Source organism: Scytonema sp. PCC 10023, from assembly GCF_963920835.1.
Lineage (GTDB): Bacteria > Cyanobacteriota > Cyanobacteriia > Cyanobacteriales > Nostocaceae > Kalymmatonema.
Genome location: NZ_CAWUDP010000021.1, coordinates 1 through 17,454 on the forward strand (window position 1 = coordinate 1; position 17,454 = coordinate 17,454).

Genomic DNA, 17,454 nt, shown 5'->3' on the forward strand with positions numbered 1-17,454 from the left:
TTTTGAACCCAAAAACTATGGTTGACACCGTTTAACTACGTTTCGGGACTACACTGAGTAAGTCCTAATATCTTTTAGATTTAAAGCTCAAGTCAACACGGAAAGCAAGAAATCGTACCAAGTTATGTTTTGATACTGCGGAATGTGGGGTCTAATCAAGAGGATCAGGAAAATGAGGGGGGTCTTTTCTCCCCTTTGTTCGCTTCTTTCCTTGGCACATGAACTACTGAGGGGTTGATTGGATTTGAGCGGGTTTCAAATTTTTAGCTTTGTAAAAAGTTTCTAAGCTATCGCGATCGCCTACAAAACGCCAGTGCCAAGGTTCATAACTCACACCTTGAACATTGTCTTTCGGAAAGGACATCTCAAAGCCGAAACGTGCTGCATTTGCCTGTAACCATTGATAAGCCTTAGTTTTTTCAAAGTTTGGATTCAGATCGGTTGCTCGTGCTGCTGCATCCCCAATATCCACAGCATAACCTGTATGATGTTCACTGTGACCGGGGGGAGCGCTAACAGCAGCCCGTTGCGCTGGTGTCTGATTCCGCTGGGCACCAACGCTAAAAAATAACTGTTCTTGGTCTTTTATAGAGCGAAAACCGGAAATAGGCACCAAAACGACTCCCGCACTCCGCGCTGCTGCTACCATTTCTAGAAACTTCTGCGCTGCGGCTTTTCGCATTTTGATGCGCCTATCATTAGAAATCGGTTGTAGTTCTGACTCAGGGGCTTCTGTGTAGGAAAAATGCCCCAAGACTATATTATCCTTCGAGGTGGCTGAATTACCCGCTTTTGATGGAGTTACAGGAGTTGAACTAAGAGGCGAAGGCTGAGAATCTTTTGCTTTTTTGGGTGCGACGACGAAAAACAAAAAACCACTGACGACGGCTATCAAGGCAACTCCCACAACTCCCCCAATCATCAAAACCAATGGGCGAATGCTTACTTTGGGGGCTGCATCAGGAGTATCGCGTAAAGCTTCTGGAATATCTTCACCAGAAGTAGATGGTGTATCTTGCGGTTTTTCAGAAAACCCAGCATTATCCAAGAGTCAGCTCCTGCGTTTGTTCAATATCCATAACAGATTTTGACACTCCCCAGCCTAAAGGCGTGAGGATTCTTCGTTCATAGATCCAACTTGCTCTGACAAGATTGCTCCAGCCAAAGTAGAGGTCGAATCTCCCGAAGCGTTCGGGTCATAGACCCAAGTTCCCACATGCCCTGTGGTACTCAAGGCTAACTTCAGAATATTAATGGCAGCATTCGAGTCTCTATCCAGCACAAAACCACACTGACAAGCGTGAGTTCTCATAGACAGAGACTTTTTCACATGAGTGCCGCACTTAGAGCATTCTTGGGAGGTATAGGCAGGGTTTACTGCAACCGTTATCTTGCCAAACTTAATCCCAAAATACTCCAACCACTTTCTGAATTGATACCAACCTGCATCATTAATCGACTTAGCGAGACAATGATTCCTAACTAAGTTCTTAATCCTCAAATCTTCGTAGGCAACCAAATCGTTAGATTGGATTACGCAACGTGCCGCTCGCTTGGCATGTTCTTCACGCTGCCTACTTATTTTGAGGTGTACTCGCCCTAACTTATTAATGGCGCGCTTCCGGTTGGCAGAGCCAATATTTTTACGAGATACGCGTCGTTGTCGAAACTTCAGCCGTTTCTCACCAATCCGATAAAACTTAGGATTCGGCTCAGTATGACCATTGGTATCGGTATAGAATTCTTTGAGTCCTACATCCAATCCAATGTTCTTGCCTGTTGGTTGCACATCTTGTACAACGCTTTCTGTTCTAATAAGAAATTGAACGTAGTATCCGTCAGCCCGATGCACTAACCTTACTCGTTTTATCTGCTCTAGTTGATAGAAGTTTAAATCCCACGTTCCCTTAAGTTTAAGCTTGCCAATTCCTTTTTTGTCCGTGAAAGTGATTTGTTTGCGAGTTTCAGATAAAGACCACCCAGAAGTTTTGTACTCGACTGAACGGCAATTTTTCTGAAAGCGTGGATAGCCCTTCTTTCCAGGAATGGATTTTTTGCAGTTATCGTAGAACCGAGCTATCGAACTATAAGCTCTTTCGATGGCTGCTTGGCAAGCGCTAGAGTTCAGGGCTTTAACAAAAGGAAATTCATCTCTCAATACTTTACTCAGGCGATATAGATCTTTCTGTCCTACACCTTGGTTATCCATCCAATGGCGAACGGCTTTGTTGCGGACAAATTGAGTCGTCCTAATTGCCGAATCAATGGCAGTGTATTGAGTTGTTTTTCCCTTAGCCTTGAACTCCAGGACAATCATTTGCGTGGAAAAACCCTACGTAAATATTTTAGCATACAAAAGCCGCTCATGCGCAGACGGGGCTTTAAACCCAAATTTTCGGAAAACTGGAGAAAAAGAAACGCTGCGAGGTAAAATTTTGCATCTACATACCTAGGTTTCATTTTGACAAACCTCCTAGAACTCTACGTCAAGTTAGTGTTCCCCGTCCTAGTCGGATACACTTTGGGACGCAAACTACCTGCTATAGTTCCTACCCGTGTAGGGCAGTTCTTATTCTGGGTAGGAGTACCGATAAGCATTGTAGCTTTTCTACGCAAAGCCGATTTGTCAGGACAAATTTGGATGGCAGCAGCGATCGCCCACTTAGCCATTTTACTAGGCGCAGTTTTCGCTTGGGTAGGAATAAAAGCGCAGGCTCATCTGACAAACACTGTACCCCACAAATCGACTCAAGGGAGTTTTATCTTAGCGGCAATGGTGGGCAACACAGGTTATATTGGTTATCCGGTTACCTTGTCAATAGTTGGTACACAATACTTTGCCTGGGCGCTGTTTTATGATTTACTCGGGACAACACTCGGGGCTTACGGACTAGGTGCTGCTCTAGCGGCTCGTTATGGCGGTGGTATTCATACTCATTTACAGGTTGTTAAGGCAATTATCATCAATCCTACTCTATGGAGTTTCGGGTTTGGGTTACTATTTCGACAGGTAAAAATCCCTGCACCCGTTGAATTTTGGCTAGAGCAAATTGCTTGGAGTGGGGTAGCCTTATCTCTGGTGTTGATTGGGATGCGACTAAGTAAACTTACTTCATGGCATAGCTTACCAAGGGCAAGCGTTAGCATAGGCATCAAAATGCTACTCGTCCCTCTGATTTTAGGCTGTGTTATACCACTTTTTGGTTTAACTGGGACAACAGCACGGGCGATCGTACTGCAAATGGCGATGCCTCCAGCTTTTGCCACATTGGTTCTTGCGGAAACCTTCAATCTTGATCGCGACCTTGCAGTGACTGCATTGGCTGTAGGATCGATGGTGTTACTGGTGACTCTGCCGATTTGGTTGTGGCTGTTTTGATTCTAAGGAATTCCTGCTAGTTGAAAAATTGACGCAGGTGTGAGTTGAAGCCCATCAAAAAGCGGATCGGCTAAACTTGCCTCTCCTCTTTTTGTCTGCGGTGGAGCATCAGGATAAAAAATGGTGATAGTTTTGGCTTTACTATCAATTACCCAAACCCTCATTACACCTGCATTCAGGTAATCTGTAGCTTTTTCGCTCATTTCTCCAAAAGTTTGCTCTGGAGAAATTATTTCGATGGCTAACTCTGGAGGAATTGGGCAAGCTTCATCGAAGAGGCGATCGCTCGGCAGGCGAGAATAGGAAATATAGAGTAGATCTGGTACTGGCACCCAATCTCGACCATTGCGCTTAAGAGTGACCGCCCACTCAATGCCTACTTCACCGCTGCTATTTTGGCACCACTGAGTCAAGAGGGTATAAAGTGCGCCTGTGAGTCTAGAATGGAATCTTTTAGGAGACATCTTTGGTCGAGCTTCTCCATCTACTAATTCATAGGTAATATCCTCTTCTGGCAGTGCAAGGAATTCTTGTAGCGTCAGTTCAATTTTGACTGGAACCATTTGCTTTATTTTCCCATTGCTATCTACAAGAGCGCTGAGTTGCGTTCCGAATGACAAATCCCGTCAACACAACTGACTCACGTTTGCCACAAGATCCTCAGGACTCATTAATTCGTAAGGTTCAAAAGGCTGATGTATCCAGGGATTGTCAGACAAGTAATCAACGTAGTAATCAGGTGCTATAACCGAACAAGCTTTGTACCAGATAACAGCAGTACGAATTTCCTCAATTGGAGAATCACTGTATTGTTTTAGCCAAGGGATACTTTCCTTGAGTGTAACCCCAGAGTCTACCAAGTCATCCACCAAAAGAATGCGCGAACCTAAATTTTCAGTGGTCATCGTCAAGTGACGAGAAAATGTTAATTTTCCTCTTTCTTGCTTACCAGAGCCACTGTATGATGAGGTTGCCAAAATTGCCAAAGGCTGCTTATAAATACGTGAGAGGATATCTCCCACTCGCAGCCCCCCTCTAGCAAGGCAAACAATCTGGTTGAATTTCCAGCCGGATTCATAAATTTGAGCAGCCAGTTGTTCAATTTTTTGGTGATAATCTGACCAAGAAACGTAAAGGTCTGGCATAGGGAACTTAATTTATTGCTAAGAATGTATGACAAATTCCTTTGATTTTAATATGAGCGCAAGATATTATGAGCGATTCTGCTTCTGAGAGTTATTCCCAACAGACTCCTGAAAGTGAAAAACTGGATTTGAGTACCAAGCTTGCTTTCGGTGCTGGGGATTTGGGTACTGCAATCTCTGCTATGATTGGGATTTCTTATTTGTCTCCCTTCCTTACGGATGTCGCTGGTTTAAATCCCAATTTAGCAGGACAAACCCAGCTCGTCGGGAAAGTTTGGGATGCGGTGAACGATCCGATGGTGGGGGTGTTGAGCGATCGCACCCAAAGCCAGCAGGGAAGGCGCTATCCCTGGATGATCTGGGGAGCAATTCCCTTTGGAGTGTTCTTTTTTTTGCAGTGGATTGTACCCCACTTCAGTAATAACGATCAGGCGAATCAGTGGGGCTTATTTTGGTATTACACTGCAATTTCAATTTTGTTTAATACTTTTTATACAATTGTCAATTTACCATACACTGCTCTGACAGCAGAACTCACCCAAGACTACGACGAACGCACCAGTCTTAACAGTTTTCGCTTTACCTTTTCTATTGGCGGTAGCATTCTTGCGCTGGTTATCGGTTTAGTCATCTCCCTCATGATTCCTAGTAACCGCAGCCAACAGTTTTTACTACTAGGAGCCATTTGTGCCATTATCTCTGTTTTGCCCGTGTATTGGTGTGTTTGGGGAACCAAAAAACGCGCCCAAGCTGTAGCAAAGTTACACCCAGAAACCGAGCAAACTGTTTCTATTCCCTTATTGCAGCAACTCAAAATTGCTTTTACCAATCGCCCTTTCTTATTTGTGGTGGGCATTTATTTGTGTTCTTGGTTAGCTGTGCAGCTAACGGCTGGTATTATTCCCTATTATGTCACCAGTTGGATGCGTCTTCCACAATGGCACATTAGCTTAGTGCTTTTGGCGGTGCAAGGAACTGCTATGTCTATGCTGTTTGTTTGGAGTGCTATCAGTCGGCGCTACGGTAAACAAGCCGTGTACTTCATGGGAATGAGTGTGTGGATGATCGCCCAGAGTGGACTGTTTTTCGTACAGCCAGGTCAAGTTGTGTTCATGTACGTTTTAGCAGTCTTAGCAGGTTTTGGAGTATCTACGGCTTATCTTGTTCCCTGGTCGATGTTACCTGATGTGATTGAACTTGATGAATTAAATACAGGTCAGCGACGAGAAGGCATTTTTTATAGTTTTATAGTGTTTGTGCAAAAAATCAGCTTGGGGATTGCAGTGAACTTGGTTTTACAACAATTGGGTAGCGCTGGTTATATTAAACCCACAAACGAAATCCCGATACCAATTCAACCAGATTCGGTGTTAGAAGTGATTCGCTTTTCTATTGGTCCCATACCAGCGATCGCTTTGATTTGTGGCTTAGTTTTAACGTATTTTTACCCACTTAGCCGTGAGGTGCATGCACAAATTTTACTGAAACTTAAGGAACGTCAGAAGTAAATGTATTGTCTCAGCCGCAACCCTTACAAGGGTTGGGAAGGAAGTTAAAAACCTCTCTCCTATGAGGAGAGAGGTGTATGTGTAGTTTATTGATTTGAAAATTGCTGTGAGATACTACAGTTTCAGATCAGCAGGAAGAATGACTTTATCAATCACATGAATTACGCCATTACTGCCTTTGATATCTGCTTTGGTGACTTTTGCCTTATCTACCGTAACACTACCTTTATTAACCTTAACGTTAACTGAGCTACCCTCAACTGTTTTGACTTGACCAGATTTGAGGGTTTTGGAATCAACTGCGCCAGGTACAACATGGTAAGTCAAAATCTTTTGCAAGGTTGCCTTGTTTTCTGGCTTAAGCAGTTTCTGCAAAGTTCCCTTAGGTAAAGCTGCAAATGCAGCATCTGTGGGTGCAAATACAGTAAATGGACCACTACCAGACAGGGTATCTACAAGGTCTGCTGCCTTCACAGCTGCTACTAAAGTCTTGAAAGAAGGATTGGCGCTGGCAACATCGATAATTGTACCTGTAGCAGTTGTTTGAGAAACCGATGTGGCAGGCTTGCTCGATGAAGCTGGCTGAGAACCAGCGAAGGTTGGAACGCTGACCAAAAGACTAGCTGTAGCGATCGCAATACCAACTGTTTTAGCAAATAACTGTTGAGATTGTTGAGCTTTCATGGGTGTTAGCTTGAGACTATGTAAATATACGACTCCTTTGATTAAGATTTGTTTCCGAAATTGACAAAAATTTTAACAAAATTTCCGTAACCCCAGAACTAGGAGGCTCTCTGGCACTTGTGTAGACAAACACTCAGAAGTTAACTTTTATTGATCGAACGGGATTGAAACTTGCAAAACTTGGTTGGCACATCTGGTGAAAAACAGAGACGCGCCATGGCGCGTCTCTACAAGGATGGTAGACAATGCACAATTAATTTCTGGAGATGTCTATTGCTGGTATAAGCTTAACGCCAGGTTTTATGGTTGTATCTTTGGATAAACTTGGTACGGATATGCGCACCACTCTATTTAGCTAATATGCCTGAGAATTTGTAATGATACTTAATATAAACATGAATGGAAAAAAGGCTTTAGACTAAATGGCAGCCCCAAGCTTACAAGAAATTTCCACTCGGTTAGAAAGTTCAAATTCGGGCGATCGCATGGTAGCCCTTGCTTCGTTGAGGAATGTTCCCGCAGAGGATGCAGTCCCTTTAATTAAAAAGGTATTGGATGACGAATCGCTGCAAATCAGATCAATGGCAATTTTTGCCTTGGGAATCAAGCAAACAGAAGAATGTTACCCAATTTTGGTGCGAATTCTGGAAACCGACCCAGATTATGGTATCCGTGCCGACGCTGCAGGTGCTTTAGGATACTTAGAAGATGTTCGAGCTCTTGAACCGCTGATGCGGATATTTTATGAAGATACAGACTGGCTAGTACGCTTTAGTGCAGCGGTAGCTCTTGGTAATCTTAAAGACCTGCGCGCCCGTGAAATCCTCATTCAAGCATTGGATAGCGAGGAAGTTGTCTTACACCAAGCAGCGATCGCCGCGCTAGGAGAAATCAAAGACATCGAGTCAGTAGATAAAATTCTGCGCTTTGCCCAATCAGAAGATTGGTTAGTGCGCCAGCGTCTTGCAGAAGCCTTAGGTCATCTCCCCAGCCCCAAGAGTATTTCGGCTTTAAAATACCTGGAAAAAGATAACCATAAACACGTTGCTGAGGCAGCGAGGATTTCCCTTAAACGGTTGGAAGAAGCAGGAAATCAAGCTTAAAGGTGTGTACAGAAAAAAGTGCGGGGAGTACGGTCGAAATCACTCCCTAATTCCTCATCCCTGGGACCTCGCTCCTGCTACCTTGGAATAAGTAAGAGAAAAGGATTTTGAAGCAAGGTAATTTCATTGATGAATATAGAAGAGTTTTTTCAACTGAGCGTTGGTAAATGGTTTTCCCATCGTACCAGTCACCATCTGGCTTTTAAGCAATCAGAAGACGGCAAATCAGACATCATGATAGAGACGCTGCCTGCTGATCATCCAGAAGTGGTCAAACTATGTCAACAGTACGAAATTGACCCGAAAGGCGCTTCCTGTGGTGCGAGAGTCACTTGGAATGGCACGATGGAATGGGATGAAGAAAAGCACACAGGTTCTACAGTGTTGGTTGCCGTTCCAGACGAAGATAATCCCAATGAAGGCAAGTTGCTGCGGGAAATGGGCTATGCCGAGAAAGCACCTGTCGCCGGACGCTACAAGATGGGCAGTGATGAGGCGTTAACTCTAATTACAGAGTATGAAACTATGTGGTCTGAGGAACGCTTGTGGTTTGCCAGTCCCAATTTACGGATGCGCGTGAGTGTGCTGAAACGTTTTGGTGGCTTTAGTATGGCTTCGTTCACTTCTGAGATTCGCATGGGTGGCAGTCAGCCTACAGCAAAAGCTTCTGAGGCAACTAACTCAGCATTAAGTTAGCTAGAGCCAAAAGAAGCCTCTCACTCACCCGTGAGGGGAGTGATGAGATGAATTTTGGGGCGGTGAGGAGTCCCACCCTTGAGCAATATTTGATTTTAATCAGATAAGTGATGGGGTGGGCGACGAATCGCCAAACTTCTGATGTATTCATGGATAATATCTGTTTTGGTTCTTCCTGTCTCCCTTGCATAGTTTTCTAGTGTTTCCATTTCTTTGTGATCTATGCGGACATTTAAATTCACTTTTGTCATTTGACTTGTAATGATATTTGCATTACAATAGTATCAGATGACAAAGCCGAAAATGCTGGTCATTCCTAAAACAGTACCTTGACAACTCAGAGTATGGGGTTCTACCCAGTAACTAGACTTCTCGTAAGTGCAATCCTGTGGGTAGGTAAAACTCTGACAGTACAAAGGCTTGAACATTTGTACTTGTTCAATTCTGCGGTGGGGCATCCCGTGGAATCAAAATAAAGCTCAGTTAATGTCCGACGGGATACCGGGAGTCGCTGAGAAGCCTACACGCTCACTGCTTGCAGTCAGTGTAGGAGTATGTCACTTTTGCTTATTGACACTCCCCACAGCTATGAAACGATCGCGATCGCGTAAGTTAACAAAAAGCTGGGGGATTCTTTAACGTTGTTCAATTTTGTCTACATTTGTCCAAGTGTTGTAGAGCGGCTGTGGTAGAATTGATAGAATACCGTGGGGCACACGGAAATTAACGCTTGAGGAAGCATCTGCAACGGTGTGACATGAGAAAGTAAGACGCAACTAGGCGCAAGCTAAAAGCGCGCTCTCAGCCCAAGAATCCCATCGCTTTTTCGCTGTGGAAATGTCAAGATAGTTAAAGTTTTAAATGAAATAGCCCCCGTTAGCGGGGGCTATTTCATTGGTAAAGTTTTAAAAAAAACTTTTCATTATAGTTTTTAAGTAAAAAATATAACAATTGTACAGTAATAGTACCGTGACTTGTGTAAAATTTTGCAAAAGTAAATACGTTTTTACGGTACAATCTCCTTAAAATCACACTTAAATTAATATAGTGCTGATTTTTCATTCCTGACAAAGTAAAATAAAGTGCAAGCAGGAGTGCTTACCAAAAAATAGCCAGGGTTGTTTCAATCTCCCATACACGAGCTAGGGGAGTAAGTAAGATAACAACAGAGAAAACTACCGAAAGCACTCTATTCAATATTGGTGCAAATATCTGCCATAACTAAACCAAATTAACTTTGATGTTCCACTGAGATGGGAGAGTGGTTTGTATTGCAGTGCCTGAAGAAATTTATCTTTGCACGATTGGATCAACCAATGTGCTAGTAACTCAAGAGAGAAACTGTTTGAAATGTGGCTCAAAAAGCAGGGATAAACAATTAACTTCTGTTGTACTTTCAGCCGATACCCCCTTCTGAATTCAGGTGCACAGATGGGAAACTTCAAGTTCCCATGAAAGAGCCAGCGAGCAAGCAGCGCTCTTGGTAGGGTTTCCCAACAAGCGGGAACTGGCGTAAACCCCTCACCGTGGACACGCAAGAGCGGCGTTAGCACAGCTAGCTGCTCCCGAATCAGCCATGGATACACTGAACGGGTTAGCGTAAGCTCCTCGCAAAGCGAGGGACGCGTAGCGTCTCCGGAGGAGATACCCGAAGGGTGAAAGGGATTAAAACTAGTGGGATGAAAGTCAAAAGTCTCAGACTTTTGGCTGATGACTCATGACTAAGGACAAATAGCTAATCCAAAACCGCATGACTTATACCGCTTCTATACAAGAGTTCATCTCTGAATTATTCCCCTTCAATCAACTGCCAACATCAGAACTGGCAAAATTAATTCCAAAGTTTGAGATGTTGCGTTACCGCATGGGTCAAAATCTTTTGGTGCGGAACCAAATGCCTGCTCAAATATCAATCATTTATGAAGGACAGGCTCGCTTGCTGAGTTATGACCCTAATACTCAGATGCCTGAAACACTGCAATTAGTTAAAAGCGGAGAAATTCTGGGTTGGACTAGTTTGCTAAGGGGGATTCCATGCGAAACAGTCATAGCTTCTACAGAAATCGTTTGTCTGACTCTAAACGCCACAGAGTTTTTAGCGTTGCTCAGAAATTCTCCTGCTGTTGGTATTTACTTTGAGAATCGCTGTAGTGCTGTCGAGGTTTTTGAGCTACTGAGTGCTGAATTAGGACCGCGAGCGGATAGTGAAGCTGTGCTAGTTTCATATGGTGTGACAGATATCAAAGAATTGACTCTAAAAGTATTAGACGAAGCAGTTGTCTGCACGTTCCTAGAGGAAACAATACCTTTGGAGCAGCTAGACCCTGAACTGGTGTGGTTTGTCAGTGGCGGGATGCTAAAAGATTTTCCTGTGGGAAGTCGTTTAGAACTAGAAAATGTCGTAACCTATCTAGACGTAGAGAATTTTGGTTTTGTTCGCTTGGTAGGTTTGCCTCGGGCAACCCTTTCTGCGTCTGCGTCTGCAATCAGAGATTCCTCAAGGATAAACCCCTTGCTGGGGCAAATACCTTATGCACCTGACCATCCTCGCCAGCCAGAAAAACCATCGAGCAGTCAATCACAGCCAAAGTATCCTCATGTTCATGGTAGAGGTCCTCTAAACGCGACTTTGGCTTGCTTCCAAATGCTGAGCCAGCATTTAAATATGCCCTTTCGCCGGGATGTGATTCATCAAGTCTTGACCAACCAGGTTGAGCGTACTCAAACCCTTTCACTACAGCTTTGCGGTGCGGTTGCTGAACTAATCGGGCTAAATACTCAATTTATCACTGTCTCAGCCAGAGCAATCACAAAACTGCAAGCTCCTGCGATGATTCGATGGCAAGATACTTTCGCAATTATTTATGAAATTAGCGAAAAGAAGTTGGTGCTAGGTGTACCAGAAGTTGGCATTATCCAGCAAGAGCCTGACTATTTTGTTGAGAATTGGGGCGAAGAAGGTCAGGTATTGCTGCTCAAGGTTGCCAAATATACCCCGAAACAACGGTTTAGCTTACGTTGGTTTATCCCTTCGCTGCTGCAATACCGCAAAGTTCTACTCGAAGTCCTAATTGCTTCCTTTTTTGTCCAAGTCTTTGGTCTGGCTAATCCGTTAGTCATCCAGATAATTATCGACAAAGTGATTATTCAAAACGGCTTTGAAACCCTGAATGTGTTGGGTGTTTTGCTATTCATGATGGCTGTTTTTGAAGGACTTTTAACTAGTGTCCGCACTTATTTATTTGTCGATACGACTAACCGAATTGATCTGACTTTAGGCTCAGAAATTATTGACCGTCTGTTCCGTTTACCCTTGCGCTATTTTGAACGGCGTCCTGTAGGGGAACTAGCGACTCGCGCTAATGAGCTGGAAAATATCCGCTCTTTTATGACAGGAACTGCTTTAACAGTGGTGTTGGACGCAGTTTTTGGTGCAATCTACATCGTGGTGATGGTGTTCTACAGTTGGATACTGACTCTTGTTGCTTTGGCGACTGTACCCGTGTTTGCTGTGATGACGATGTTTTTTTCCTCCATCGTGCGCCGACAACTGCGTACCAAAGCTGAGCGTTATTCCCAAACACAATCTTATTTAGTAGAAGCGCTGTCAGGGATTCAAACAGTCAAAGCGCAAAATATTGAGTTGCGATCGCGCTGGCAGTGGCAACAATACTACAGTAACTATGTGACTGCTGGTTTTCAAACTGTTGTTACTTCCACTGCTGCTAGTGTCACTAGCAATTTTCTTAACCAAGTTTCTTCCTTGTTTGTGTTATGGGTGGGAGCCTACCTAGTACTCAAAGGACAACTCACCTTAGGACAACTTATTGCCTTCCGTATTATTGCTGGCTACGTCACGGCTCCTTTACTACGATTAACCCAATTGTGGCAAAACTTTCAAGAAACAGCTCTCTCTTTGGAACGCCTCGCTGATATCTTGGATACTCCGTCGGAAACTGACGAAGAAGACCGCAAAAATATTCCAATACCCCCAATTAAAGGCGCTGTTAAGTATGAAAACGTCTCGTTTCGCTTTGCACCCAATGGTCCACTTCAGTTGAATAATATTAACCTTGATTTTCCAGCAGGAAAATTTGTCGGCATTGTGGGACAAAGTGGTTCTGGGAAAAGCACTTTGACCAAGCTTTTACCACGACTATATGACTTGGAGTCTGGCAGAATTCTCGTCGATGGCTACGACATCGCCAAAATAGAACTCTATTCCCTACGCCGTCAAATTGGCATGGTGCTTCAAGACTCACTTTTGTTTGACGGCACTATACAGGAAAATATTGCGCTGACAAATCCGGATGCGACAACTGAAGAAATTATGACAGCAGCCAAAGTTGCTGTCGCCCATGACTTTATTATGTCTCTGCCCAATGGTTATAACACCAGAGTCGGGGAGAGAGGTTCAGCTTTATCTGGAGGACAGCGCCAGCGTATTGCGATCGCTCGTACAGTTTTGCAAAACCCCCGCTTGCTGATTCTCGATGAAGCAACCAGTGCTTTAGATTACCAGTCTGAACGCCAAGCTTGTCAGAATTTGGCAGCTGCTTTTCAGGGTAGAACAGTGTTTTTTATTACCCACCGTTTAAGTACAGTGAAGAATGCTGATATCATTCTGCTATTAGATCAAGGGTTAGTTGTAGAACAGGGAACCCACGATGAACTAATGGCGCAACAAGGACGTTACTACTGCCTTTTTCAACAACAGGAATCACAACTTTAAAACAGTGAACAGTGAACAGTACCAGCCGCAGTGACCAGTGACCAGTACCAGCCGCAGTGACCAGTGAGAAGATTGACTTGGGACATCTTGATACTGCGGGTACTTGATAACTGATAACTGATAACTGATAACTGGTAACTGTTAAAGAGACGGGAAGCAGGAAAGCAGGGTAGCAGGGAAACAGGGGAGCAGGGAAGAAGAATAATTTTTGACTCTTAATTCTTGACTAATGTACAGACGCCTTGAATAAAAGCGTTTCTAATGTACAGACGCGCTCTCATGAAAGCGCCTTGACAACTCTTGACTCTTAACTGGTGACTATGGCTATGAGTGAACTAAACGGAACCAAATTTGAGCAAAAACCTTTACTCTCTCAAAGAGTATTAGAGAGTGAAATCAAAGTACCCGTATCTTCTAGTGAGAATAGCGAATCTACACCATCTGTTGTTTTAAGACAATCGCCTTTTTGGTCACGAACTATTCTTTGGGGACTGATAGGAATGACAAGTTTGGTCGTGATTTGGGCGAATGTAGCCAAAATTGAGGAAGCGATTCCAGCTCAAGGAAAGCTAGAACCGCAAGATACCGTCAAAGAATTACAGACACCTGTAAACGGAGTTGTTAAAGCTGTTTATGTCAAGGACGGACAAAAAGTACGTCGTGGTGATTTACTGTTGAGGCTAGATCCAACAGCAGCAAAATCTCAACTTGTTTCTCTACAGAAAGTTCGCAATACATTGAGGCAAGAAATTCAATTCTACCGCTCTCAACTTGTTGCGAAAAATGCTTTATCAAACCCACAGCTATCGATCTCACAAATCAATTTACCACCAGGGCTAGCTTCTCTGACAAAAAACCGAATGGCACTGGTAGCAGAAAATCGGTTGTATCGCGCTCAGTTGAGTGGAGTTAAAAATACGCAGTTAGCGCCAGAAGAAGAAGCACGTTTAGAATTTAGCAAAGCGGAATTAAATTCTCGACTTGCAGATGCTGCATTGGAAACAGAAAAATTACAAAGACAACTGAGTCAGACTCAAATTCAGTTATCCTCTGCTCAAGAAACTAAGGCAGTGAGTCAGACAATTCTCAACAACATAGAGACACTTGCTAAACAAGGAGGAATTTCTCGTCTGCAATACCTCAATCAAAAACAGCAAGTTAGCCAGCAGCAAGCTGAGGTGGAACAGTTAGTTCAGGAGCAAGCACGTTTAAAATTTGCGATCGCCCAATCAAAAGAAAAGATCCGAAATACGATAGTTGCTGCAAAAAAGGAAATCTCCACGAAAATTGCTGACAATGAAAAACAAATTGCTAACCTCGATAGCGAGTTGAACAAGGTAATCATAGAAGATGAGAAGCGGATTGCTGAAATTGATAGTCAGATCAGCCAAGCTCAGGTAACTTTACAATATCAAGAATTGCGTTCTCCCGCCGATGGCATTGTTTTCGATTTGCAAGCTAAGTCTCCAGGATTTGTTGCTAATTCTAGTCAACCAGTTGTCAAAATTGTACCGGAGGAAGCTCTTACAGCTAAAGTTTTTATCACTAATAAAGACATCGGTTTTGTCAAAAAGGGAATGAGAGTTAATGTTAGAATTGACTCTTATCCCTTTACTGAGTTTGGTGAGCTTAAAGGTGAGTTAGTTTGGATTGGCTCTGATGCTCTACCACCTGAACAAATTCGTCCTTACGACAGCTTCCCTGCCAAAATTCGCTTGGATCGACAATCTCTGCTTGTGAATAATCAGCAATTACCTCTGCAATCGGGAATGTCAGTCACTGTCAATATTAAAGTACGCGATCGCACTGTCATGAGTATTTTCAGTGATTTGTTTACAAAGCAAATTGATAGCTTGAAGACTGCAAGATAGTGATAAGAGCTATATTCTGCAAAAATGTGTAGCTACCGAGTATCTTGCAAAAGTTCCAGAGCTGTATTTAGAATCACAGATAGACAAGGCAGTGCGTTGCGGTGAACCAGCGCTGCAGGAGGGAAACCCTCCGCAGGCGACTGGTGAACCCGGAGGGGGGTTCCCCCCGTTGAAGCAACTGCCGTACAGATGCACACAGATAATGAATTTGTGTGCATTTGCGTTACAGCAATTTTCGCTCTGATTAGACCAAAAATCGTAAGGTTTTCCTTACTGCTTCTAAAAACCTGACCAAAGCTACCCACAAGTGGATAAATCTGGACAATGGGAACTCTGCGGTATAAGTTCCAAGAAATCATCCGAAGCGCATTGCTGCTTACTTTGGTTAAACCATCGTTTGACCCTTCGGGTTCGCCAGTTCCCTAGGTCGGGAGACCCTCCTGCAGGACTGGTCTCACCACGAACTCCCAGTTAGAGACAGTACTTGTACTGGATTTCCCTTGAGATTATTTAGTTTGATAAAACCAGTTTGTAGTACGTGTCTAATAGGTTTCACCCTAATTGAGCGTTGCTAACCCGCACTGGTTGAGCGTGACTCCATTGTAACTTAACACCCATGATACTTACCCAAAAAAGTCCATTAATGGGTAGAGATGGGTAGGAATTAGGTTACAGTTTCTAACCCTTTGAAGTTAAATCTGTAACCAGCCAACAAGTGCTTGCGGTAGTGGCAGCACAATCATCACTAACAAAGCTATTGCTAGCAACCCCCCGATGTCACGTTTATTATCAAGTTCGGTGACATCATTCAAAGCAGGTTCATCAACCAATGGCAGGAATAATAAGATAATCGCCCAGGGGAAAAATTCTGGTTGTATCAAAGAAAGTAGTAGCAGCAACAAGCGAGAAATTTGACCAATGACAACTGCTGTTCTTTGCCCAAATATCGCATGGATGATGTGACCTCCATCCAGTTGTCCTACCGGCATTAAATTCAGTGCCGTTACAATCAGCCCTAGAAACCCAGCTACTGCGACTGGATGCATATCAATAGCTGATTTTGCTGTTAGCTGGCTGCCCAAAGCTAACTTTGAAAGCAGCGCCAGCAAGATTGAATATTTGGGATTAAGCGCATCTGGATTTAAAATTCCTGTTTTTTCAGTTTGGGGAACGACCTCAGAATGAGCCAAACCCCATAACAGAAGTGGTAAGGTCACTATAAAGCCAGCGATTGGTCCGGCGATACTTACGTCAAATAAAGCTTTGCGGTTGGGAATTGGGCTACGCATTTGAATAAATGCACCGAAGGTTCCCAAAAAGAAAGGCATCGGGATAAAGTAAGGCAGCGTCGAGCGAATTTTGTAGTACTGTGCCGTTAAATAGTGACCAAGTTCGTGGATGCCCAAAATCGTTAACAGTGCTAAGGCATAGGGCAATCCTTTCAAAAGTTCGGCAGGATTGGATGTCAGTATCGTAGGATTTACACCAGCAACTTTCACACCCACGAAGGTACTTGTTACCAATGTTACTGCTAGCAGCATGAGCGCTAATCCTGGTCGCGTTATCTTCTCCTGATTGCGAGTATTACCTTTTATCGCTTGGGTATTAGGAACAAGCACAAAGAAAGGTTTATCACTCAAACCTTCTTGAAAGATAATTAAAAAGCGATCGCCAAATTGCTCTTCAATATTTGCCTTAATCCGCTCGTAAGCGTTTGTTGGTGTAGTTCTCAACTGACCTCGGCAGATTATTGCCTGGGGCCGATACTCAATGTTTTGAAGATAGTATACGGACCAAGGAAAACAATTTCGTAGCTGGGTTTCTTCCTGGGGTTCTATGGGACGCACTGGGACTGGTTCTGCGGTATTATGTATATCCAGATTACGTCTATCCAGTTGTAATTCTACTGCTTTTTGCGGTTCAGTATGAGTCTGCTTGAGTGAGCGGCGACCCCACTGAAACAACACCCAGTATAACAAAGGACAAATAATTAATGGCCAAATCATCAACGCTCTTGGCGGAGGTTGTTTTGCCCCGTATATCATCGTCCAAGTCGTCCATAACAGTGCTGGTATCATCAGTACCAGCCACAGCAGCCACACAGGTGTTCTGGTGATTTGAGCAACACTGCGCTGCACCATTAAATAAGTCACTAGTCCCAGTAGAAGAAGAAACCAGAAATTCATGTTATCTTGAGTTGTTTTGAGATGTTAAACCTTGCTTGTAGTCCAGAGCTTTGCAGCACTTCCTACAAGCATATGCCCCCAAAAGTTAATTTTTATTACAACGGTCAACGGTACTGGTCTTTGAAGTTGCCACTGGAAAAGTCCAAGACT

General features: G+C 43.6%; 13 protein-coding genes. 6 read left to right on the plus strand and 7 right to left on the minus strand.

From position 1 onward, the window contains the following. Positions 1–223: 223 nt before the first annotated feature. Complete coding sequence (locus ACM0OZ_RS14670; protein ID WP_414583555.1) at positions 224–1,048, minus strand: D-alanyl-D-alanine carboxypeptidase family protein; 825 nt, start codon at positions 1,046–1,048, stop codon at positions 224–226. Positions 1,049–1,102: 54 nt separating this feature from the next. After that, the gene (locus ACM0OZ_RS14675; RefSeq protein ID WP_414583556.1) at positions 1,103–2,317 is read right to left on the minus strand and encodes an RNA-guided endonuclease InsQ/TnpB family protein; all 1,215 of its coding nucleotides are present in this window, start codon (positions 2,315–2,317) and stop codon (positions 1,103–1,105) included. Positions 2,318–2,461: 144 nt separating this feature from the next. Here ACM0OZ_RS14675 and ACM0OZ_RS14680 point away from each other — a divergent pair, with 144 nt between their 5' ends. Next, positions 2,462–3,379: an AEC family transporter gene (locus ACM0OZ_RS14680; protein ID WP_414583557.1), complete on the plus strand. Its 918-nt coding sequence runs from the start codon at positions 2,462–2,464 to the stop codon at positions 3,377–3,379. 2 nt (positions 3,380–3,381) lie between these two features. On the opposite strand, the gene ACM0OZ_RS14685 is transcribed toward ACM0OZ_RS14680, so the two are convergent. Next, positions 3,382–3,942 (minus strand): Uma2 family endonuclease, encoded by a 561-nt coding sequence (locus tag ACM0OZ_RS14685; RefSeq protein WP_414583558.1) that lies wholly within the window; start codon positions 3,940–3,942, stop codon positions 3,382–3,384. A gap of 63 nt (positions 3,943–4,005) precedes the next feature. Then, the gene (locus tag ACM0OZ_RS14690) at positions 4,006–4,524 is read right to left on the minus strand and encodes a phosphoribosyltransferase (RefSeq protein WP_414583559.1); all 519 of its coding nucleotides are present in this window, start codon (positions 4,522–4,524) and stop codon (positions 4,006–4,008) included. Positions 4,525–4,592: 68 nt separating this feature from the next. On the opposite strand from ACM0OZ_RS14690, the gene ACM0OZ_RS14695 reads away from it, so the two are divergent. Beyond that, complete coding sequence (locus tag ACM0OZ_RS14695) at positions 4,593–6,032, plus strand: MFS transporter (protein ID WP_414583560.1); 1,440 nt, start codon at positions 4,593–4,595, stop codon at positions 6,030–6,032. A 114-nt stretch (positions 6,033–6,146) separates the two neighbouring features. On the opposite strand, the gene ACM0OZ_RS14700 is transcribed toward ACM0OZ_RS14695, so the two are convergent. After that, positions 6,147–6,716, minus strand: a complete 570-nt coding sequence (locus tag ACM0OZ_RS14700) for a fasciclin domain-containing protein (protein ID WP_414583561.1) — start codon at positions 6,714–6,716, stop codon at positions 6,147–6,149. A gap of 422 nt (positions 6,717–7,138) precedes the next feature. Between ACM0OZ_RS14700 and ACM0OZ_RS14705 the strand changes: the two genes are divergently transcribed. Continuing rightward, entirely contained in the window at positions 7,139–7,819 is a 681-nt protein-coding gene (locus ACM0OZ_RS14705; protein WP_414583562.1) for a HEAT repeat domain-containing protein, read from the plus strand. A gap of 129 nt (positions 7,820–7,948) precedes the next feature. Beyond that, a complete protein-coding gene (locus ACM0OZ_RS14710; RefSeq protein ID WP_414583563.1) occupies positions 7,949–8,515 on the plus strand; it encodes a phycobiliprotein lyase in 567 nt (188 codons plus the stop codon). A 95-nt stretch (positions 8,516–8,610) separates the two neighbouring features. Here the strand turns inward: ACM0OZ_RS14710 and ACM0OZ_RS14715 are convergent, their stop codons facing one another. Further along, the gene (locus ACM0OZ_RS14715; protein WP_414583564.1) at positions 8,611–8,766 is read right to left on the minus strand and encodes a ribbon-helix-helix protein, CopG family; all 156 of its coding nucleotides are present in this window, start codon (positions 8,764–8,766) and stop codon (positions 8,611–8,613) included. A 1,499-nt stretch (positions 8,767–10,265) separates the two neighbouring features. On the opposite strand from ACM0OZ_RS14715, the gene ACM0OZ_RS14720 reads away from it, so the two are divergent. After that, positions 10,266–13,247: a type I secretion system permease/ATPase gene (locus ACM0OZ_RS14720; RefSeq protein WP_414583565.1), complete on the plus strand. Its 2,982-nt coding sequence runs from the start codon at positions 10,266–10,268 to the stop codon at positions 13,245–13,247. A 326-nt stretch (positions 13,248–13,573) separates the two neighbouring features. Then, the gene (locus tag ACM0OZ_RS14725) at positions 13,574–15,118 is read left to right on the plus strand and encodes an HlyD family efflux transporter periplasmic adaptor subunit (protein WP_414583566.1); all 1,545 of its coding nucleotides are present in this window, start codon (positions 13,574–13,576) and stop codon (positions 15,116–15,118) included. A gap of 692 nt (positions 15,119–15,810) precedes the next feature. Here ACM0OZ_RS14725 and ACM0OZ_RS14730 read toward each other — a convergent pair. Next, complete coding sequence (locus tag ACM0OZ_RS14730) at positions 15,811–17,304, minus strand: site-2 protease family protein (RefSeq protein WP_414583567.1); 1,494 nt, start codon at positions 17,302–17,304, stop codon at positions 15,811–15,813. Between the last annotated feature and the right edge of the window lie 150 nt (positions 17,305–17,454).